At 39.4% G+C, this 20,681-nt stretch carries 25 protein-coding genes, 1 tRNA gene and 3 pseudogenes; 8 read left to right on the forward strand and 21 right to left on the reverse strand.

Annotated elements, in window-relative coordinates; all coding sequences use genetic code 11:
• Positions 1-132 precede the first annotated feature (132 nt).
• On the reverse strand, positions 133-834 hold the full coding sequence (locus tag OO7_RS04165; RefSeq protein WP_008914720.1) for a pirin family protein: 702 nt from the start codon (positions 832-834) through the stop codon (positions 133-135).
• A gap of 137 nt (positions 835-971) precedes the next feature.
• On the opposite strand from OO7_RS04165, the gene OO7_RS04170 reads away from it, so the two are divergent.
• Positions 972-1,865 carry a LysR family transcriptional regulator gene (locus OO7_RS04170; RefSeq protein ID WP_008914721.1) on the forward strand — a complete coding sequence of 298 codons (894 nt, stop codon included), beginning with the start codon at positions 972-974 and terminating at the stop codon, positions 1,863-1,865.
• A 195-nt stretch (positions 1,866-2,060) separates the two neighbouring features.
• Here the strand turns inward: OO7_RS04170 and OO7_RS04175 are convergent, their stop codons facing one another.
• The 5 genes from OO7_RS04175 to OO7_RS04195 all read right to left on the reverse strand — a co-directional run bounded on the left by OO7_RS04175 (position 2,061) and on the right by OO7_RS04195 (position 4,650).
• Complete coding sequence (locus OO7_RS04175; protein WP_008914722.1) at positions 2,061-2,456, reverse strand: DoxX family protein; 396 nt, start codon at positions 2,454-2,456, stop codon at positions 2,061-2,063.
• Between the two features lie 306 nt (positions 2,457-2,762).
• Positions 2,763-3,059 carry a YqjK-like family protein gene (locus OO7_RS04180; RefSeq protein ID WP_008914723.1) on the reverse strand — a complete coding sequence of 99 codons (297 nt, stop codon included), beginning with the start codon at positions 3,057-3,059 and terminating at the stop codon, positions 2,763-2,765.
• Positions 3,046-3,450: a phage holin family protein gene (locus OO7_RS04185; RefSeq protein ID WP_008914724.1), complete on the reverse strand. Its 405-nt coding sequence runs from the start codon at positions 3,448-3,450 to the stop codon at positions 3,046-3,048. The genes OO7_RS04180 and OO7_RS04185 overlap by 14 nt, the downstream gene beginning before the upstream one ends.
• Before the next feature lie 5 nt (positions 3,451-3,455).
• Complete coding sequence (locus OO7_RS04190) at positions 3,456-3,761, reverse strand: ElaB/YgaM/YqjD family protein (protein WP_008914725.1); 306 nt, start codon at positions 3,759-3,761, stop codon at positions 3,456-3,458.
• Between the two features lie 226 nt (positions 3,762-3,987).
• Entirely contained in the window at positions 3,988-4,650 is a 663-nt protein-coding gene (locus OO7_RS04195; RefSeq protein ID WP_008914726.1) for a DedA family protein, read from the reverse strand.
• Between the two features lie 677 nt (positions 4,651-5,327).
• On the opposite strand from OO7_RS04195, the gene OO7_RS04200 reads away from it, so the two are divergent.
• Entirely contained in the window at positions 5,328-6,287 is a 960-nt protein-coding gene (locus OO7_RS04200; protein ID WP_008914727.1) for a TerC family protein, read from the forward strand.
• 125 nt (positions 6,288-6,412) lie between these two features.
• Here OO7_RS04200 and OO7_RS04205 read toward each other — a convergent pair whose 3' ends face one another.
• Positions 6,413-8,434, reverse strand: a complete 2,022-nt coding sequence (locus OO7_RS04205) for an NADPH-dependent 2,4-dienoyl-CoA reductase (RefSeq protein WP_008914728.1) — start codon at positions 8,432-8,434, stop codon at positions 6,413-6,415.
• A 252-nt stretch (positions 8,435-8,686) separates the two neighbouring features.
• Between OO7_RS04205 and OO7_RS04210 the strand changes: the two genes are divergently transcribed.
• Complete coding sequence (locus OO7_RS04210) at positions 8,687-9,283, forward strand: GNAT family N-acetyltransferase (protein WP_008914729.1); 597 nt, start codon at positions 8,687-8,689, stop codon at positions 9,281-9,283.
• An 89-nt stretch (positions 9,284-9,372) separates the two neighbouring features.
• On the opposite strand, the gene OO7_RS04215 is transcribed toward OO7_RS04210, so the two are convergent.
• Complete coding sequence (locus OO7_RS04215) at positions 9,373-10,443, reverse strand: NAD(P)H-dependent amine dehydrogenase family protein (RefSeq protein WP_008914730.1); 1,071 nt, start codon at positions 10,441-10,443, stop codon at positions 9,373-9,375.
• Between the two features lie 373 nt (positions 10,444-10,816).
• Here OO7_RS04215 and OO7_RS04225 point away from each other — a divergent pair.
• From OO7_RS04225 to OO7_RS04235, 3 genes and pseudogenes are all read left to right on the forward strand, one after another.
• Positions 10,817-10,893 (forward strand) — tRNA-Ile (locus OO7_RS04225).
• Positions 10,894-11,063: 170 nt separating this feature from the next.
• Positions 11,064-11,189: pseudogene (locus tag OO7_RS17090) on the forward strand (ClpX C4-type zinc finger protein); the annotation flags it as partial.
• A 419-nt stretch (positions 11,190-11,608) separates the two neighbouring features.
• Complete coding sequence (locus OO7_RS04235) at positions 11,609-11,983, forward strand: hypothetical protein (RefSeq protein ID WP_008914732.1); 375 nt, start codon at positions 11,609-11,611, stop codon at positions 11,981-11,983.
• On the opposite strand, the gene OO7_RS04240 is transcribed toward OO7_RS04235, so the two are convergent.
• The 12 genes and pseudogenes from OO7_RS04240 to OO7_RS17095 all read right to left on the reverse strand — a co-directional run bounded on the left by OO7_RS04240 (position 11,970) and on the right by OO7_RS17095 (position 17,562).
• On the reverse strand, positions 11,970-12,200 hold the full coding sequence (locus tag OO7_RS04240; protein ID WP_236620668.1) for a hypothetical protein: 231 nt from the start codon (positions 12,198-12,200) through the stop codon (positions 11,970-11,972). The two genes, OO7_RS04235 and OO7_RS04240, sit on opposite strands and share 14 nt — an antisense overlap.
• A 92-nt stretch (positions 12,201-12,292) precedes the next feature.
• The gene (locus tag OO7_RS04245; protein WP_008914734.1) at positions 12,293-13,954 is read right to left on the reverse strand and encodes a terminase large subunit; all 1,662 of its coding nucleotides are present in this window, start codon (positions 13,952-13,954) and stop codon (positions 12,293-12,295) included.
• Entirely contained in the window at positions 13,951-14,304 is a 354-nt protein-coding gene (locus tag OO7_RS04250; RefSeq protein ID WP_008914735.1) for a phage terminase small subunit P27 family, read from the reverse strand. The genes OO7_RS04245 and OO7_RS04250 overlap by 4 nt, the downstream gene beginning before the upstream one ends.
• 273 nt (positions 14,305-14,577) lie before the next feature.
• Complete coding sequence (locus OO7_RS04255) at positions 14,578-15,024, reverse strand: HNH endonuclease signature motif containing protein (RefSeq protein WP_008914736.1); 447 nt, start codon at positions 15,022-15,024, stop codon at positions 14,578-14,580.
• Positions 15,025-15,321: a head-tail connector protein gene (locus tag OO7_RS04260; protein WP_008914737.1), complete on the reverse strand. Its 297-nt coding sequence runs from the start codon at positions 15,319-15,321 to the stop codon at positions 15,025-15,027.
• Positions 15,314-15,652 carry a phage head closure protein gene (locus OO7_RS04265; protein ID WP_043892639.1) on the reverse strand — a complete coding sequence of 113 codons (339 nt, stop codon included), beginning with the start codon at positions 15,650-15,652 and terminating at the stop codon, positions 15,314-15,316. Before OO7_RS04265 ends, OO7_RS04260 begins: the two co-directional genes overlap by 8 nt.
• A pseudogene (locus OO7_RS04270) lies at positions 15,649-16,617 on the reverse strand (phage portal protein); the annotation flags it as partial. The gene OO7_RS04265 and the pseudogene OO7_RS04270, both read right to left, overlap by 4 nt.
• Positions 16,557-16,706 carry a hypothetical protein gene (locus OO7_RS16790; protein WP_156823127.1) on the reverse strand — a complete coding sequence of 50 codons (150 nt, stop codon included), beginning with the start codon at positions 16,704-16,706 and terminating at the stop codon, positions 16,557-16,559. The pseudogene OO7_RS04270 and the gene OO7_RS16790, both read right to left, overlap by 61 nt.
• Positions 16,707-16,709: 3 nt before the next feature.
• The gene (locus OO7_RS04275) at positions 16,710-17,003 is read right to left on the reverse strand and encodes a hypothetical protein (protein WP_008914740.1); all 294 of its coding nucleotides are present in this window, start codon (positions 17,001-17,003) and stop codon (positions 16,710-16,712) included.
• A gap of 2 nt (positions 17,004-17,005) precedes the next feature.
• A complete protein-coding gene (locus tag OO7_RS16410; protein WP_008914741.1) occupies positions 17,006-17,176 on the reverse strand; it encodes a DUF4222 domain-containing protein in 171 nt (56 codons plus the stop codon).
• Complete coding sequence (locus tag OO7_RS04280; protein ID WP_008914742.1) at positions 17,169-17,393, reverse strand: hypothetical protein; 225 nt, start codon at positions 17,391-17,393, stop codon at positions 17,169-17,171. The genes OO7_RS16410 and OO7_RS04280 overlap by 8 nt, the downstream gene beginning before the upstream one ends.
• The gene (locus tag OO7_RS17095; protein WP_213913123.1) at positions 17,386-17,562 is read right to left on the reverse strand and encodes a host cell division inhibitor Icd-like protein; all 177 of its coding nucleotides are present in this window, start codon (positions 17,560-17,562) and stop codon (positions 17,386-17,388) included. Before OO7_RS17095 ends, OO7_RS04280 begins: the two co-directional genes overlap by 8 nt.
• A gap of 199 nt (positions 17,563-17,761) precedes the next feature.
• Here OO7_RS17095 and OO7_RS04285 point away from each other — a divergent pair, with 199 nt between their 5' ends.
• On the forward strand, positions 17,762-17,944 hold the full coding sequence (locus OO7_RS04285; RefSeq protein ID WP_008914743.1) for a YlcI/YnfO family protein: 183 nt from the start codon (positions 17,762-17,764) through the stop codon (positions 17,942-17,944).
• Positions 17,945-18,172: 228 nt separating this feature from the next.
• Here the strand turns inward: OO7_RS04285 and OO7_RS04290 are convergent.
• Positions 18,173-19,198, reverse strand: a pseudogene (locus OO7_RS04290) (tyrosine-type recombinase/integrase); the annotation flags it as partial.
• 936 nt (positions 19,199-20,134) lie between these two features.
• On the opposite strand from OO7_RS04290, the gene OO7_RS04295 reads away from it, so the two are divergent.
• The gene (locus OO7_RS04295; RefSeq protein WP_008914745.1) at positions 20,135-20,434 is read left to right on the forward strand and encodes an HdeA/HdeB family chaperone; all 300 of its coding nucleotides are present in this window, start codon (positions 20,135-20,137) and stop codon (positions 20,432-20,434) included.
• Positions 20,435-20,681: the final 247 nt, after the last annotated feature.

A 20,681-nucleotide genomic window follows, 5' to 3' on the forward strand; every position in this document is an offset into this window, starting at 1 on the left:
GGTTCTGTTCGCAAATTTAGGGCTGTTTTAAGAATTTAGTTTGACTGGGATATTAAATTTCTGGCTAACAAACAAAGTGCTAGATATTTTAATATCCCTGAGTTTATAGAATCAGTTAATGAATTTTGCTGTTTATTCACTAATATCAATCAATAACGCCCGTAAACCTGTTGGCGAGCTAATCTCAAGTTTTTTCTCATTTTGGATAATGATGCCATCATTACAGCCAGATTTGAGGGTTTCTCCATGATTTGCCGTTATTATCGCTTCGCCATGGATTGATTGTAGGTAAGCATTCTCGCCACGTAAATGAATACGTTGCGTCTCTTCCGGTGTAATGTTCAGTTGAGTGATCCAAATATTTTGGCGTAGTTGTAAACTATTATTTTCACCATCGGGTGAAGCAATTAGCTGATTACTGTCAGCTGGTAGTTTCATTTTTTGAGCTGGGTAATACTCTTGTTGTGGACAAGCATTTAACCATAATTGCAAACGCGTTAATGGCTTGTGTGAACAAATATTATGCTCGCTATAGCTCAAGTCGGGGCGAGGTGAGAAACGAATGCATTCACCTTCATGGACTTCAATTTTATTCCCTGAGCTATCACGATATTCTGCGCTTCCTTGTAGAACAAGGTTGAGAATATCAACATGTGGAAATGTCTTTGGCTGAAAGGCACTTTCGGGTGCAATAATTTCTTGGTTGAGAACTCTTAATGTTTTAAAGCCCATAAAATCCGGGTCAAAATAGTGACTGAAAGAAAATGAATAGCGTGCTTGTAACCAGCCATAATCTGCTTTTCCACAGTGGTTAACGGGTCTCAATGTCATCATAATGGTTAACCCTCCTTCGCTAAACAAAAGTCGACAAAAACAGACAAATTTATACTGTTATAATAAATAGGTGGACGTCGAATTGTTAGCCAGTTAATCTGTTTGCATTATTCAAATTTCCTGAAAGAGTATCAAAGATGAGCAAAGAGAGAGCATTAACCTTGGAATCATTAAGGGTAATGGATGCAATTGATAGACGAGGTAGCTTTGCCGCAGCCGCTGATGAGCTGGGTCGTGTGCCATCAGCATTAAGTTATACAATGCAAAAGTTAGAGGAAGAACTTGATGTGATCCTCTTTGATCGATCAGGTCATCGAACCAAGTTTACAAATGTCGGCAGAATGTTATTAGAGCGTGGTCGGATATTACTTGAAGCCGCAGACAAGCTCACATCTGACGCCGAGGCGTTAGCTAAGGGGTGGGAAACGCATTTAACGATTGTGTGTGAAGCATTAGTTCCAGCTTACACGCTTTTCCCATTAGTTGAAAAATTAGCAACTAAATCAGGCACTCAATTATCAATATTGACTGAGGTGCTGGCGGGCGCTTGGGAAAGGTTAGAATCGGGAAAAGCGGATATTGTGATTGCTCCAGATATGCATTTTCGCTCATCTTCTGAAATAAATTCAAAATCATTGTATAGCATCAACCATGTTTATGTTGCTAGCCCAGAGCATCCTATTCATCAAGAACCTGAGCCTTTATCTGATACTACTCGCGTTAAATATAGAGGGATTGCCGTTGCTGATACTGCGCGAGAACGACCCGTTATTACGGTTCAATTGTTGGATAAACAACAAAGATTAACCGTCTCAAGCATTGAAGATAAACGACGTGCGTTATTGGCAGGACTTGGTGTGGCAACGATGCCATACAATATGATTGAACAAGATATTCGTGATGGCCGATTAAGAGTGGTAGGTCCAGAATATAGTCACCAAACAAACATCATCATGGCGTGGCGAAGGGATAGCATGGGAGAAGCTAAATCTTGGTGCTTGCGTGAAATTCCAAGGTTATTTGCCAAATAACTTTGCTCTATCTTGTTTTGCGTGATTTTTAATGACAATGACCAAGTTGATATTCAATGAATAGTTATATTTAGCTAAAAGTTATATTTAATTAAGCGCTATAAATAAAAAAGCCTCGCCCATTGGGCGAGGAAGCAGTCGTTTAACACGATTATAAAGATAATAAATTAGAGGGTAATGAATGAAACTCTAGTGTTACCATTTTTTATTGAGCAGGTGGTCGATACTGAATTTACCAGGACCTGTTACTGCCAATAATAAAAATCCGCCAGCAATTGTTAAGTTTTTCATGAACATTAAGCTATTTGGATCAACACTAAAATTAGTATGGAACAGTAGCGCTGTTAATACAGTGAATACAGCCGTAAAGATGGCAACAGTTCGGGTTAATAAACCAAATAACACCGCTAATCCACCACCAAGTTCTAATAAAATGGTGAGAGGAAGTAAAAATCCTGGAACACCCATTGCTTGCATATATTGTTGCGTTCCTGCATAGGCATCACCTAATTTGCCATAACCTGCCACAATAAAAAGTATTGGCATCATAATACGAGCAAGTAAAATTACGCTACTTTCTAAATTTTTCATGAAGATCCTCCGGCTAATCCTGTTAGCGACGATTAAATTGTGCAATAAAAATCACAATAAAAAGTAATTTTTAGCATTAAATGGTTAGAATAAGTTGATGTGGTTATAGTAATAAATTAGATGTTCAATAAAAAGCAAAGCTTATTCACAAAGATAATCAAAAAAATTGACTATATGAAATTGAAGTAATAAAAAATAAAACCTGAGATAGCATATATGTCAGGTTTTATCTTGATAATGCGGTGATTTGTATAGCTTATCATTGCTAACTTAAGTATGAGCTAACGCTATGATAAAAGAGAGTTATTACTTATTTGTCTTAATAGTGCGTTGAATGGAACGTGCAATGCCCCAAGCGGAAAATGCCTTTTTCCCTAATGAAAATACACTCTTAGGATGACGGAGAGTATAAAGAGAAATCAGCCCCGTTGCTGCAACAAAAAACGGTTTTAAGGAGACAATAAATTGCCAAGAGCGATCATAAGGCTCTGTTACCTTTAACCAATCATTAGATGCATTCGCTAATTCATGGCGTTGCTGTTCAATTTTGTTGATTAAGAACTGTTTCCTATCAATTAATGATTGGCGCTTATTCCCGTTCATTATTTGAATCCATTAAGGCTTTTGAATCGCGTTTTAGTTGCTCTCGTGTGGCACCCAATAACGTTGATCGCTTGGCTTTTCTTAATGTCCAAATAGCACCAATAATGGCTAGCAATATTAAAACAGCAGTCGTAATTGCTAGGGCTTGATAGCGATAAACTGGGTCAACGGACCAAAAAATAAGGCCGAGAAGACACATAAGACCAAATGCAGTAAATAGTAAGGTGAGCCCTGCCATTAAAATTAATTGAATAAGAGAATGTTTTTCTTCTTCTAATTCTACGGCAATGAGCTGGATCCGAGTCTCAACTATTTCTACTGCAATACTAGCGATTCGTTGCAGGGTATTAAGGACCCCTTTGCCGGGGCCCTGACGCTCTTGTTGTTCCATACAGATTAACGTTTAGAGAGCAGTACGCCGAGGACGACACCTACAGCTGCACCAATACCGATACCGGTCCATGGGTTTTGATGGACATAATTATCTGCACGGCCTGCTATTTCTTTTGTTTGCTCAGTGATTTTTTCACCTGCTTGGCTCAATTTAGCGCGAGAAGAAGAAAGTGCTTCTTTCGCTTTGTGCTTTAAGCTTTCAACTTCTTCTTTTGATTTGTTCCCTGTATCGTTTAGCACAGCTTCAAGAGAATCAGCTAAAGATTTCAGTTCTGCGCGTAGTTCTTCTGAGGAATTGTTCAATGACATAGTGGAACCTCCGATGAATAGAAAAAATTAGTTAGCAGTATTAACAATAGCGATTTTTGCCGTAAGTGCAACGAAGAATTGAGTATTTATTGATTAATTTTGTAAAAAAACGTCACTATCCAACAGAATAAAGTGTGATATGAATTTTATGACGAATGGTAACGAAGTCAGTCAGGAGAAAGGCTAGGATTGATTAAAGGGAGGCATACTAAAGCCTCCCAATAAATTAATTTTTGGTAGATAATTTTTTCTTAATAACAACAGCGATGCTGCCAATAAGCCCGATAATAAGCAAACCAACAGGAATTAGCATCAAGGCGTTCATAATTTGGTGTTCATATTGTTGGAATATTGGGCTTTTACCAAATCCATAACCAATAGCGGTGAGAATGAGTACCCAAAGTAGGCCACTTAGCCAGTTAAATATTTGAAAGCGACCATTTTGTAAGCCTGCTAGCCCCGCAATCGTCGGCAGTAATGTTCTGACAAATGCAAGAAAACGCCCGATTAATAAAGCTGCTAACCCGTGGCGATGAAATAAACCATGCGCGCGTTGGTGATAGTGTTCAGGTAAATGCGCTAACCAGCCTTTAACGAGTTTTGTATTACCGAGCCAACGACCTTGAATATAGCCAACCCAGCAACCTAAGCTTGCGCCAGCAGTTAAAATGATAATGGTCATTGGATAATCAAGTGCATCTTTGGCGATAAGAACACCAACAAGGATCAATAAACTATCACCAGGAAGAAATGCAGCGGGAAGCACTCCATTTTCAAGAAAAAGGATCGCAAATAGCATGCCATATATTGCCCAAACCAACGCAGGGTTGGATAGGGTTACATAGTCTTGATGCCAAAGGGCAAAAAATAGTTCTTTAACTAATTCCATTAATGTTTCCTAAACGGCAATAACAGCAACAACCTTGTTGTTGGGTAGGGATAAATGGATTAAGCGAATACCTGAAGAAAAAGCTGCTTTCCTCAAGCCGTTAGTGTAACTCCTACCCACTTTAACAAAACAGAAAATAACTAAACAGTAAATTTTCCTTTTATCTTTAGGATTCATTTAAGTTTTAAGGTGAATTCATGTTTAAATTTTGTGTAAATAGCTCGGTAAATCATCTTATTCCATAGAGATATCAAAGAGAAAAATAGCAGTATGAGAAGTTGTATTCTTTAAGTTATGGCTTTTTCGTTATGATTAACTAGAATTTATGTTATTTTTAAATAAAAATGCTAGCTGGAATATCTGTATTCATTGATATTAAATGAATAGATTCATATTGATAGGATTGCATTTTCAGACAATTCGTTTTATCTTAGGCGCATAGCAAAGGGGAGTAACTTCTTCTTGTCGGTTTATCGTCATTACGGTGCATATTGTACCCGGTAGCCGAGCACCACAATTTCCGAACGTCAGGTTATTTGTGTTGTAAGTGAGACCTTGCCAGAAAGAAGGCGAGGTTTGCTCATTATTTACAACCAAAGGTAGTCACTTGAGGTTAACAATATTAAGCGGCTGATGTCTTCTGAGATGTCAGCCGCTTTTTGTTTTAAGGAATTATTATGCATTCTGTTGGTAATCCCATTTTATGGGGAAGTTTTGCTGTTGTGATTGTTATTATGCTGCTTGTTGACCTGTTTTGGCAGGGGAAACATAAAGAGCAGGCTATGTCGATGAAACAAGCCGCAGTGTGGAGCCTGATATGGGTGACGCTTTCTCTTATCTTTGCGGGTGGTTTGTGGTGGTATTTTAATGATGCAGTTGATGCTCATTTTGCTAATAACCAAACTATCACTTTTTTAACGGGCTATTTGCTCGAAAAAGCCTTAGCGATTGATAATGTTTTTGTGTGGTTGATGCTATTTAGCTATTTTTCTATTCCGGCAAGTTTGCAGCGACGTGTTTTAGTTTATGGTGTGCTTGGCGCAATTATATTGCGAACCATCATGATTTTTGCGGGTAGTTGGTTAGTCTCACAATTTAGCTGGATTTTATATATTTTTGGGCTGTTTCTTCTGTTCACGGGGCTTAAAATGGCTTTTGCGAAAGAAGATGATTCACCAATTACGGATAAGCCATTAGTAAAGTGGATACGTTCTCACATTCGCATGACGGATGAATTGCATGGTGAGAAGTTTTTTATTGAGCGAAATGGTGTACTTTTAGCGACGCCATTAATCTTAGTTTTAATACTTGTCGAAATTAGTGACATTATTTTTGCCGTTGACAGTATTCCCGCTATTTTTGCTGTGACGACAGACCCATTTATCGTATTAACATCTAACTTGTTTGCGATTTTGGGACTCCGCGCGATGTACTTTTTATTAGCGGGTGTTGCTGAGAAATTCTCTATGCTGAAATATGGATTAGCTGTCATTTTGACTTTTATTGGTGTGAAGATGCTATTAATGGATGTTTACCATATTCCAACAGCTATCTCATTGGGGGTTATCGCTTCTATTTTAGTGCTGACATTGTTAATTAATGCAATTGTTAACAAACGCAATGAAACGAAAGGGTAAAATGCACACGGATTAATTCGCTATTTTGTTTTAGCATGAGGCTTTCCTATAATAAGGGAAGCCTCACATTGCTGGTGAGTTATTTTAGCTTATTGAACATAAATAAAAATATAGCTGAGTCTTCATTATAATTGATAAGCTAATTTCATTCCTTGTTCAATTGCTCTTCTTGCATCCAATTCTGCGGCAACATCAGCCCCACCAATGACATGAGCTTGTATCCCTTGTTCTGCAAGGCTCTCTTTTAGTGGCCGGTAAGGTTCTTGACCTGCACACAAGATCACATGATCCACGGGTAAGCAATATTGTTTATCTTGATGGCGAATATGCAATCCTTCATCATCAACGCGCATATATTCAACGCTATTTAGCATATGTACACCACGTTTGATTAATGATAACCGATGTACCCAACCTGTTGTTTTACCAAGTCCTGAACCGACTTTACTATTCTTTCTTTGTAGTAAATAAAGCTGTCTTTCAGGCTGTATGACGGTTTTTGCTGTTTTTAGTAATCCACCCGCTGAGTGAATTTTAGTATCAATATTCCATTCTTTGTTGAATAAAGACGTATTTAAGCTATGACTTTGACCTTTTTGGCTAAGGAATTCCGCAATGTCAAAGCCAATTCCGCCAGCACCAATGATCGCAGCTGAATGGCCGACAATATTTTTTCCTGTGAGTACATCAATATAAGATAAGACTTTTTTATGATCTTGGCCCTCTAGGTTGATCACTCTTGGTATAACCCCAGTTGCAATAATGACATCATCAAAACCAATTAGATCATCTGTGCTTGCGTGGTGTTCAAGCCGAACATCAACATTTAAGATTTCAAGTTGTCGACAAAAATAGCGGATCGTTTCATGAAACTCTTCTTTTCCAGGGATCTGCTTTGCAAGATTAAATTGACCACCTATTTGATTTGATTTTTCAAATAACGTGACTTTATGTCCGCGTCTAGCTGCATAAGTTGCGCAAGCTAGCCCTGCGGGACCTGCACCAACAATTGCCACTGTTTTAATTTGTTCTGCGGGTTTATCTGGATAATCGAGTTCTCTGGCTGCTCGAGGATTAACAAGGCAAGTTGCGAGTTTTCCTTTAAAGATAAGATCTAAACAAGCTTGATTACAGCCAATGCATGTGTTGATTTCATCCGCTCTATTTTTTTGTGCTTTACTCACAAAGGCTTCATCTGCAAGAAAAGGTCGCGCCATTGAAACCATATCAGCTTGATTTTGTTCAAGAATGCGTTCAGCTACAAAAGGGTCGTTAATACGGTTTGTTGTGATCAGGGGAATATTAATTTTCCCCATCAATTTTTGAGTTACCCAGCTAAAAGCACTACGCGGGACTTGGGTTGCAATGGTGGGAACGCGTGCTTCATGCCAGCCTATGCCCGTATTAATCATACTAGCACCGGCTTGTTCAATTTTTTTCGCTAAGTATTCAATTTCTTCCCATGTAGATCCTTCATCGACTAAATCCAACATGGAGAGCCGATAGATAATAATAAAATTTTTTCCAACAGCTTTACGAATTTTACTTACGATTTCAATTGGAAAGCGGATACGGTTAAGGTAACTGCCACCCCAATTATCTGTCCGGTGATTTGTTCTTTTCGCAATAAATTGGTTGATAAGATAGCCTTCTGAACCCATTATTTCAACGCCATCATAGCCAGCTTGTTGTGCTAGTCGGGCTGTCTGAACAAAATCGTTAATTGTGCTATTGATCTGCTCAAGTGTTAATGCTTTAGGTACAAATGGGTTTATCTCAGCCTGAATAGGACTTGGAGCAACCAATTGTGGATGCATGCTATAACGACCCGCATGTAATATTTGTAAGGCTATTTTACCGTCAGCATTATGTACAGCTTGGGTGATTTCTTGATGAAAAGGTAACTGTTCAGGGTGATTGAGAATTGCGCCATGCTCAGTCAATGCGCCTTCTTTATTCGGTGAAATCCCACCTGTGATAATTAAGCTAACCCCATTTTGTGCTCGTAGCTGATAGAAGTTGGCTAGACGTTGACTTCCTTCGGGATGCTCTTCAAGCCCGGTATGCATAGAACCCATTAATATCCGATTTTTTAAAATGGTATGCCCCAAATCAAGTGGAGTAAAAAGATGTGGGAAGTGGCTCATGTTTTTCTCCCTAAGGGTTTATTAACAGGTCAGATGAGTTAACTGTAGCTTACAGTGAGATGGGATAGGAAATAAATGTTAAAAATTTGTGACATTTATCATGGGTTTTTTTGTGAATGGAATCGTTTTAAGAGAAAGTTATTCAAAATAGTTTTTTTATTATTATTAACGTGTAGAACAAATGTGATGTAGAACGGTTTTTATCAAAGATAGATTACGAGTGTGCTTGAATTTATAAATGGGAACCTAGTCATGAAAGAAATTTGCCAAGCGATTGAACTTGAAGGTAAGCACGTTCGTCTTGAGTTATTATCACATCAATATGATCAACAATTATCTGAAATTATTCAAAGAGATGAACTGCATAAATTATGGTATGCCTCTGTTCCTGAACCTGAAAATTTAGCAAAAGAAATTGATAGGCGTTTAGGGCTATTTGAAAAAAAGGAGATGCTTCCTTTTGTTGTTATTGATAAACGCACGGGTAATGCTATTGGAATGACCAATTATTTTCGTATTGATCATCAAACAAGGCGAATTGAAATCGGTGCGACATGGTATGGTCAGGAAGCACAAAGATCGGTAATTAATACGGAAGCTAAATTTCTACTACTTAGCCATGCTTTTGATACTTTATCATGTGTTGCGGTTGAATTTAGAACGCATTTTTTAAATCAGCAAAGTCGCAGAGCAATTGAAAGATTAGGTGCCAAACTTGATGGCGTATTGAGAAGCCATGTCTACACGCGCACTGGAGAGCTAAGAGATTCCTGTGTTTACAGTATAATTGCCGTAGAATGGCCTGCTGTAAAACAGCATTTAGAATGGCAGATGATTAAACCTAGATAACTGTTGTTAATCTATGCATTAAATCTCTGCGTGGATCATTTATTTCACTCATCCACGCAGATTTTTTTAGTCAATTACAAATATATTGTTTAAATATATTCGTGCATTGGTTTTGTCATGTAGACATTATTTGGCATTTTTTCAGTTGTTATAAATCCTGCGGGGCTATTTATCAATGCAGGTATGCGATTGACTAAATTGGCACACGTTAATTCAACTGTCGCGGGATTATTAACCTCAATCGCTGTGTTTGGTTCACCAATAAATTGCCAGCTATTTTTATCACATTCATCCGCTGTAAGTATTTTACCGATACATTCAGTTTCTAAAGTGATACCTTCCGCTGTTTCAGTAATCACAACGGCTGATAAACCTAAAACATCGCCTTTTTTAACAGTCATTTTCAGCGTATCTGAATAGATATCTGCGGCTGCAATTTGTGGTACGCAACGTTGAGTTTGGCTGGTAATGGTCAGACCTAAGCGGCTAGCTAACCAACCATTTTGAGTCCACATATAAGGTGGTGCATATTCACCGCTTTCTATTTTTTGCGAAATTTCAGCATAAGGTAAATCATTGTAATTGCCAATTTGCTCATCAAATTCAGCAACAGAAAGACCTGCGCCATGACCTTTTGCCAATGCAATACCATAATCTTCAACGTTATAACAACTAGAACCTTTGATTTTGGTCAGTTTGTGCATTGAGCCTGCTAAAGTATCTATTAATACACCCCAATACATATCCGGATAGCCACTGCCTGCTAATGTACAATTATTCTCTTTAGCAATTTCATCGAGCTTTTGTGTGATTTCTGGAGATGAATTCCAAGGATATAGTGCTTCTTCACCGGTAGAAATTGCATTGATCCCATTACGAGCAAATAGAGAGAATGCATCATTCAAATCAGCCATTGTACTTAATGTTGCGATAACGCCAACATCTGGTTTTAAACGTTGAAGAGTCGCTTCAGCTTCGCTAAGCGGTTGAACTTTAACGCCAGTCAATGCAGTACCTGATATTTCACCAATATCTTTGCCAATGACTTGTTCATTAATATCAAAAGCAGCAACAACCTCAGCTCCGTGTTCTTGTAAGTAGCGAATTAAAAATTTACCCATTTTTCCGCAACCATATTGAACTGCACGCACTTTTTTCATTATCAATGCCTCTGTTGTTAATCATTTCATGATTATAGCTTACTATGCCATAGTTAATAATTATTGTTTTATATCAATAAATTAGATTGAATTGTGATTGGTGTTGAAGAAGCTAAGTTTGTTAGTTTTTTATGAAGGTTATTTACCTTCAATAAGAGGTAAAAGGCAATAATTCATCTTGAAATGATATTTTAGAGGTTTGCTGGCATTTCTTCATTGGTCGCTATCAGTTGCTCAAATCCAATAATTATTGATAAGTACAATGAAGTAGCATGAACCATAACCATATGAATGTATGTTGAATAGAAAATAAGCATACGGTTTTGAAAGACTAGACCTGAACTAAAACTACACGTATAATCGCACCCACTTTGGCCCCTTAGCTCAGTTGGTTAGAGCAGTCGACTCATAATCGATTGGTCACTGGTTCAAGTCCAGTAGGGGCCACCAAATTTTTCAAGGAGTTACGTTAATAGCGTGACTCCTTTTCTTTTACTAGGATACCTATAGGATACCAGCGAGCGGTAATAAAAGGTATTAATGAGGATTAGCCCATTGAGAATAATCTCAATGTTGTTTGTTATTCACTGATAAATTTCAAGCAAAAAGGGGATCATCATATGTCTAAACTTCCGTATTGTTCATTTTGTGGTAAGTCTACCGATCAGGTCAGTAAGTTAATCGCCGGCCCAAGTGTTTATATTTGTAATGAGTGTATCTCATTGTGTAACACAATCATTGATGAGGCTGATGACGTTAATTCTATTGAGAAGAAAGATTCCTTAGCTGGGCAAGTCTATTCTTTTTTCATGAATTGCAAATGTTCATTCATGGCTAGACCAATCGTTATTTCTGACGAGTTATTAATATATAGGTTTGATGTTGATAACAAGAGGCTAACTAAGGCTATTAACTGTTTAAAGAAAGAAAAAAAGATATCAATCATTCCTGTTGCCAGTGGTATTAATGCTTATTTGTTTGGCGATCTAACTCTCGATTCAGGAAGTGTTGAAGGGGAAGATTTAACAAGGATAAGAGTTGATATGTTAGTTAAGTCATCGACAAAAATTAAGCTGCCATAATAATAAATTAATGCTGATTTAGATGTTGTTGTTTTGATTCCTTATTGTAGGATAGATGTCACCCACAATAAGGAATTACACAAATGAGAATGACTAAACGTAAAAAAGAAATAATGAATTTATTTGAGGCTGATAACCTCGAATGGGTGACTAGTGAAATAGGCAGACCACCTTTTGACGTTGCTGGGGTTGCTTACATGCTTAATGGTATGGATTCTTTTGATAAGAAAAGTATTGTTGAATCAGCGCGTAGAACGCTAGATAGCATGGTTTCTGACGGGTTATTAGAAAAAGTATCAAGCTATGAAAGGCGTCAAAATCGGACTCAAGGTTCTGGTGATTCCCCTGGTGTTCGTTGCGTTGTTAGCCGATACGGTTTACCAGGGCAATGTAACCTTGTTAAGTATGAAGATAATGGGGAAGATTTTATTGAGGGTGAATGTGTTAGGGTAAGCTAATATCTTGCATAACTAACTGGTACCCATGCCAGTAGGAAGATCTTCCAGTAATCGTAACTGTTTGCCCCTTTCGGCATAACATCAAACTCAATGCCCGTTCATCAAAACCTGTTATCTTCATAGGGTAATTGCTGCGTTGCTCACTCTGCACTTCAATCATCATTGAAGCCATCACTTTATCGGTAGTTGTAACAACTCGCTGAGGGTTTTTTGTCACTATTCCGGTGACAGTCGCTATGGGGTTCAATTTTACGTTTTTCTTTATCATGATTGATGCTTTAAATTTGAGTCATAAGAAAAATCAATTAGTTACACTCCATCAAAGGAGGCTAAACGTTCTTTTTGTTCACCTGTTAAATTGAAAGCAAAGTCTTCATGCTCTATCTGCCATGTACCAAAACTCATTAAGAACGCAATAGCAGGGTCAATCTTATTAGCGGATTTCTTTTTATTCGGCTTAATATTGGCGTTCGCGTCTGTTTCCATCACCACGTTAGCCATTGCCCACGCAAGCACTGGATCGCCATTGTGACGGATGATTTTACGGTTAACGAATACCTCGGCGGATTTCGCTACAGGGCTAAATTTCATGTAGGTTTGAGGGAATGGCTCAACGTCTAGCCCTGCTCCTTGTAGCTGGGTTCTTAAGTGGGTGGCGTTCCATGTATCAAAGCCTGTGAGTTTGATATCAAAAACTTGGCTATCTCTGAGCACATCGTCACGAATGCGATCATAATCAATGCAATCTCCTGGTGTAGTTCGTAGCCAACCTGATTTAACCCATTGACGATAAATAGCCCTGTTCTTATTGGCAGGGTTCTGTAGCTGGGCTTCGGGGATATAATGGCGAGTCAGTAACAACAATTCATTATCAACGGGGAAGGTATAGCAAACGCTAGTAATGTCACCCGTAGAAGATAAATCCATGCCTGCGTAACACTCCAAGCCTTTAAGGTCAGTTTCGGCATAGTCCATTTTACAGGCTAACCATGCACCTTCACCCATCCACGGGGTTTCACCTTGACACCAGATATTAAAGCGTTTGGTTAACATTTCCGTCCATTGTGAAGGTATGCCACGCGCCTTTTGTATCGTGTCATGCAGTGCGTCACCATCAACCGATACATTTAGATTAGGATTTGCTTTGATCCACAGGCGTTCATCATCAATTTCGCTTTCATCATCCAGCTCATAAATCAAGGCAAATAAAGATTCGTTTTGTTCTTCACCGTCAAGAATTTGGCAGCAATAATCATAGTGCTGCTTACAGGCTGAAACAACGTTACTACCCGAGGTGGTGATCGCAAACAAAATCCCCTCGGGACGTGCCCCCATCCCTAGTTCAAGAGCAGAGTAGACCGCATTATCGGGGTGCAAATGATATTCATCGACAATCGATAAACTGGGGTTGGTTCCCTCAATGGTTGCCGCCTTTGCTGCAAGGGGCTTTAAGAGACTGTTTCGCTTTGGGTTAATGACTTTATGTTGCTGTATCGTCACCCGTTTTTTCAGGGGCTTGGATAACAGGCACATTTGACGCGCATCATCAAACACAATACGCGCCTGATCTCGGCTCACGGCTGCGGTGTAAATATCTTGCTGCCCGTTTTCCATCACCAAAAACCAATTGGCCAGAATCGCGGCTACGGTAGATTTGGCATTTTTACGGGGAACTTGAATATAAGCACTGCGGTACTTTCTGCGCCCCGTAGCAACCACCTTGAAACCAAGAAGATTAGCAAAGGCAAATTGCTGCCACGGTTCAAGCTCTATCGGCTTACCTCGCAAGTGCCCTTTAACGTGCGGACAGGCACGAGAGAACCCGATAAAACGCGTCACAACCTCATTATCAAAGGTGTAAAGTGGGTTATTCAGGTCACTATAGTAGCGTTCAACCGCCTGTTTTACGCGCTTACAGGCGGCAATTTTACCGCTTTTAATGTCCTCAGCGTATTGTTCCCATGCGTTCATAGGCGATCTAATTCGTCCTCTTCCTCGGTTTCAATCGGATTTCTACGGCGTGAAACAGGGTCAAAGCCTAACAGCGAGGACATTTTAATCATGATTTTTTCCGCATCTGCCTTGGCTTTTAATGAGGGGTTACTGGTGGCAGCCCCGCGAGAGCCTTCGACGGCAAAGCCCCGTAGCTCAATATCTTCAACCGCTTTTCGGTAGATACCATAGTTGACACAATACAACTCAAGGTTGCTCCAATCGGCAGGGGTCAGATCGCCACGTTCGGCAAGTTGTTTGGCTCGGGCTTTCCATTGCTGGGCTGCGATTTCATTGAGATAAACAGGGGGTTTCGGTGCTCTTGCCATAATTTATTGTTTTCCTTGAAGTTACTGCTATTGAAAAAATTGTCGTGCATAAAAATTTGAGGGGGCGCTTGGTGCCACGAGGTTGGGCGTTTGTCTTTTTTGACTCCCCCCCCCCTCTATGCACCTCTCTAACGATTGCGGAAGCATTCCATTAGCTCCTTATCGCGTTGTGTTTTTCGCCTCGCTGTGGGCGTTACAGAGGCTTTCTGTTGTCGTGTTCGGTACGGTTCACTGTGCTTGAGAAGCCCTTTAACTAACTGATTTATCTCATCTTCACGCATTTTGATTATACTCATGTACCCAATCATTACGGTGTGCTGCCTTTTCCTCTAACTTTCGATACTCACCATTCTTGCGCTTCTGCTTAGTGTCTGGATCACTCGTCACCGTTTTTCTTGAGTGACAACTTTGACATAACGCTTGATGATTGAAATCAGGCCAGAACAACACATCACTACCGCCATCAATCGGGATAATATGGTCAACAATGGTTGCTGGGGTATACACACCACGCTTGAGGCAATGCACACATAACGGATGTAGCTTGAGATAGCGTAATCGGTACTTATCCCATGTTGGCGTATAACCACGCTCACGCCTTGAACCTCGACGACTATCTTGTAATCGTCTGGCTTCCCTTTTGTGCTCATCACATCGACCAGACTTCACACGCTGCTTACAGCCCTGATAGCTACAACGCTTTAATGGTTGCCACGCCATTTAGTACACTCCCACATCTCGATAGGTTGACCATAGAGAATCAATAGTGAGGGGCACTTCTTTTAATCCATAACTACCCACCATCTCACGGTTCTCATAAAGCAAACTGATATACATTAAACAGCCCACCTTGATCGCCGGAGTGAACGACAATCCATCATCAAATCGTTTACCGATATGTTGTTGGCAAACTTCCAGCGCGGCATCGGCATACACGGTTAATATGGCATCATCGTAATCATCATCGATACGGCAATGTTGCTTCATTTCCTCTAACGTGATTTCGGGCTTACTCATTAAATACCCCTCCCTTACAAAGCAGTTCTAATAGGGTGTGTTTTGTATCAGGGATAACCGCCACAATGCCGAATTTATCGCCAACCGTATTTAACTTGTGATAAACAATCCGGTGAGCAGTTGTAATATCGGCACGGTAACGTAACCAGATACGCACGGTTGCTTCGTTCATTTCCATGCCTGATGCCATTAACTCACGCCCACTGATCGCCTTCACTTCTGCTGAAACCGTGGCGACATTTACCCACGTAGTGATATAAGAGCCTGACGGCATTTCAGTAAGCTCTGCCCTTTGGATCGTGATGTGATGCCTTAATCGTCCTACTTTCACTCTTTCACCTCATCAGACTCTTTTTTAACTTCGACCGTTTGCTTCCAAGCCTGACTAAACTCATCCCCACCCTCACGCGGTGGCAACCCCTCGCGCTCACGGGCTTCATTCGGACACATCACACCGGATTTAATCGCGGTCTCATAACTTCTAAAACGCTCTGTAGGGTTAGCACGGAGTAAATCAGCCGTGTCAAATTCCACCTGATAGCGCACATTTGGTACAGGTGACGTGAGTAACAAGGCAGATTTAATTTGTTGCTCAAAGTTAGCTAACCACGGGCGCATAGTGATAGTGAGCAAAGCGCGACTAGCCTCACTAAAATTGCTGTAGGTACTGTTTGAATATTCTTGTAAAAAGATGGGGCTGATATTGAACATGCGGGCGATATCTTCAATAGTGAAACGCCTTGAAGCTAACCATTCCGCATCTTGGTTACTCATGCCTAGCTGCTCATATTCCATTCCACCCTCAAGAATCGGGGTCTTACCTGCGTTTCGTGCCCCTTTATAACGCTCAAGGGCTTCTAATGCCTTAGCTCCCTTGATGCTATCAAGCCACTCACCCGATTTAATGATCCCCGATGCCATCATGCCATCTTTCATGATGCTAGCCCCGTGACGTTGTTGGGCTAACCCTAAACCCAATGTTTCACGGCAAATAGTGACAGGGGAGCGACCTAAAAAGCCGTCGTCTGTGGCATAGCGTAAATGTAAGATTTCTTCCTGCAGATAGGTTTTTGCCTTGCCGCTATAGGGTTCGGTAATGGTGTAGCTGTATCGATGCTCGCCTAATCGATTAATGACTACCGCACTGGGTGGATAAGGGTGTATAGCTTTTGGCTGTCCGTCTTTACCCCAAGTGATCACTGCATAAGCATTCCCATTTAATAAACAATGACGCATTAAGGTACGCTTAAATTGAAAAGCGGTCTGGCAATCGTTCGGATTTTCATTGAGCAGATAGCCGAAATAGCTTGCTCCAGTTCGGATAAGCGCATTTCATACTGATTAACACGTTCAGATAATTGGTTAAATTGTAATTTGCTGATCATGGCTTATCCCTCTCTACGGTTTAATTCAAATTTTGCAGTGGTGGCGTTCTGCTGAATGCCGTTAATAATTCGAGGTAAATACATCAATAAATCACTTAACCCACTAAGATGTTCTTTCGCTTCTTCATCGCTGAACTCTTCATCATTTAAAGCGTGGAATGTAAGTTTCCCTATTGTTCTTAATGCCAATGTTAAACCTTGTGAGGCTTCCTCTGAATTAGCCATTACTTCCTTTAATTCATCGGTATTGAGATTATGTAGGTCATTACGGATCACTGCGTCATAAATATCAGCCATTATTAAGCCCTCCCTGAATAGGTGTATTCTTTGCTGAACTGGTTTGCAGACATAACGACAGGGCAGAAATACCCCACGCGAATAAAGGTGATGCGGTTAAATTGCACCGATAACACTTTCACCGTGTCGCCATTTTGATGAGTGTAGAACTCATTAGGTTGAGGGTTACGCATGGTTCACCTCCAGTTCATCAAGCAATTCCAGTTTTTCAGTTGCATTACCTAACAGGACATTACAGCCAGCTATTGCCTGTGCAATCTCAGCAACACACATGCAATCATCAGCACCGTATTCAATAGCGGTTAAAATGGCTGCAATTTGGCTAACTCTGTCTCTCAGGGCTTGAAATTGAGGATGTTCCCCCATTCTTTTGATAACTTGCTTAGCCATGAGTCACCCCCTGACGAATACGAGCGGAGAAAAGACAAGGGGAATCAGGAAGCATAGAACGGGCTTCTTGTTCGTTAGTTGCCTCAACCAAGAAATATTTAAATTGCTGGCATGAGAAAAAACGCCATAGGAATTTAGGATGAGTTTGGGTAGACTTATACATAGCCATAGTGTTACCTCGTATAACATTGTGGTTAAACGCCTCGGTAGTGTTAGCGCACTTCGGGGCGTTGCTATATTTATCACTTGAATCAATCAAGGTGTGTAGACACATTAAATTATAGTGTGTAGACAAGTCAAGGCTTTTTATTTTCTGTTTTTTGCTATAAAGTGTGTATACATAAATAAAAGCAATGGAACATGAATATATGTCTACAGGGAACATAAATAAAAAATCACAACTGAAAAATATCCGCTTTCCACATGAATTACTTGAAGAAATTGACTCAAGTGTAGAACGTGAAAATTCCAACTTTTCAGCATGGGTTATCGATGCTTGTGAGAAAAAACTTAAATCAGAGAAACGTAAAACTAAGCAATTAGGCGAATAATTAACAATCAATCCTCGCTGAACTAGGATATTGAATAAATTTGCGTTATTATCGCTATCATCATTTGTACAATGATTTATAAAGTTGTTGTTTAAAGAGGTAGCATTCGCAGTGCTACCTTTTTTATTGCCAGTAATCCGCTGATAAATATTCACTGCCGAATTTACGGTAGTGGTTAATATTTGGCTACTTAACGCATTACGGATCAGACTTAACGTATTATTAAAACCGTAGCTTACCTTGGGCATTAGGAAATACAAATAAACTATTTTCATAGCGTGATTTTAGTTGATTTCTGAAAACTTCAAGCAGGGTATCAGTAATTGGTAGCTCTAATGGATCTCCGTTCTTGGTTTTATCAATCCAAAAATATCTACCGGCTAAATTAACTCTATCCCATTTCAGGCCAAATATTTCAGAACGCCTTAACCCTGTAAATAAAGCAACTTTAAGCGCGTCACAAACTGATATAGCCATTGTATCGAGGTTATCTACCCCTTTAGCCCTAACAGAATCAACAGCCACCAGCCAGCGACCTAAATCATGATTTCTGATACGTTCTGTTTTTCTGGTTAAACCATGCCATTGACGCTTAGAACTGAGAACTTTTGTAGGGGGATCGGGTAATATGGTATTACCTTCCTCGTCACGATAATGATCATGAGCGAACCGACATACAGCCCTAAGAGCACGTCCCCATAAATCAGCTTGGGCAGAGCTACCTACACCAACACCAGAGCGTAATGTGCTTTTATCAACACCAAACCAAACAGTACCTTCTGTAATTGCTTTATGGCGAAGTTCGACCCTTTCACGGGTAATGCTGGCTATTTGGTTATCAAGCCAATCACCAGAAAAATTAGTAAGTGTAGAGGTGTATTGTTTAGCGGTTTTTTCCTTGAGCCTATGCCCCCTATTAGAAATGTAATCATTTAGGGCTTGTCTCAATGTTATGGATAGCTTTTGTTTGGTTCGTTCAGCCTCGTTAGGGTTGATACCAGTTATAGCAACTTCGCCAAGCACCTCTAAGGCTTTGGCTCTGGCATTGTCTACTGTAAGTTCAGGAAAACGGCCTAGGGTAGCGCGAATGAACTTACCTTTACGTTTACGAGAAACGCAGAAGCTTTTAATGCCGCTGGCGCCAACTCTTAACCGTAGGCCATTTACTACAGTGTCAGCATATTCAACCTGCTTACCTTGAGGGGCAGGGGGAATAGTCTCTATTTTACTTTTGGTGAATTTGAATGATTCCATTAAACCCCCAGACCAATAAACTAAGGTATCCTAGAAATCGTTTGGTTTTGTACTAGGATACCTATAGGATACCCTAGAACGGTAATTAGGGGTATTTCTAAGTAATGTAGGGTATATGGCGAATGAGTTAAATGGTTGAAATTATAAGAAAAGTATTTTTAGGTAACTTTCACACAAGAAACTCATAATCGATTGGTCGCTGGTTCAAGTCCAGCAGGGGCCACCAAATTTTAGCTGTTAAATCAGCACATTAAGCCACTTCTTAGCAAGTGGCTTTTTTGTATCTAAAAAATCAATGGCGACAGAGATTTGCTATTACTTCCTGTAGACATTTATGTACTGGCCCTTTTTAGCTTTTTTCAATTTAGCTCTTTTCAATATAGTTTACTCGTTTCTGCCAAGCCAAAAATAGTTTCGGTGCCAATAATATCTTTCTTAGCTTCTTTATTTAATACGTTAATCAGGTCGTATGCTAAATCTCCAATTTGACCTATAAATACGTGATCATTGACATCATAATCTCCATATTAAGAATTATATCTAACGTTCAGGTAATTAATGGAGAAGCGATTTAAATAAATCATATGATAACAATATATAGCACCTGATAATGAAAAAGAGGATGATGTGTTATAGGGATCATCACAACCTTCTGATCTATCTCGTAATAGTCATTTATCATTATTTTTAAATAATCATTATTAGATAGAGCTGAAATATCATTTTAATATATTATTTTGAATAATAGTTATTTTTTAATTACCCATATATGGAGTTGAAAATAATTTCATATAACTTAGGATATTTATCTTTTATAGATAGTTAATGCCCTTTAAAAAGACCTTCATAATAAGATTGTATAATCTTTAATAAGTTTGTGATAAAAATAAAGTGCCACATAGTTATGTATTATTTTTACACATAAGAGGTTTATAAATGAAAAAGATTGTTATTTCTAGCCTATTAGCAGCAGCTGCGGCTTTCTCATTCAATGCAATGGCGGCTGATTCCACTGCTGTGACACCTGAAAAAATGTCTTGCCAGGAATTTATTAACCTGAACCCACAAAGCTGGGCGCCAGTTGCATTATGGGTCACCAACCAAGAAACGCAATTCAAAGGTGGCGATTATGTTGCTTTAACTGAGCAAAGTGTTGCTGAAGTCCCTCAAATTGTTGAATTCTGTAAGAAAAAGCCTGAAGGTACTTTGCAAGATTACCTTGCTTCAAAAAAATAAATTAGCAGTAATAGATTGAAGCCTTTGATAATAAGATGCTTGTTTTAATAATGGGCATCTTATTTTTTATGATTGGCAGATACACTTTGTTGCAGCCCTTTCAATAATTTCTTTTCCCTAGCTACTAATTACTTGTGCGTCTTCTTTTCGTTTTATACTTATAATCTAACTCATTAATTTATCTGTTATTTAATTATCTTTTGGTCTATTAGGGTCTTCTTCATACAATAACAATATTTAGTAATGA

Origin of the sequence: Providencia sneebia DSM 19967 (assembly GCF_000314895.2) — a bacterium.
In the GTDB taxonomy this organism is placed as follows: domain Bacteria; phylum Pseudomonadota; class Gammaproteobacteria; order Enterobacterales; family Enterobacteriaceae; genus Providencia; species Providencia sneebia.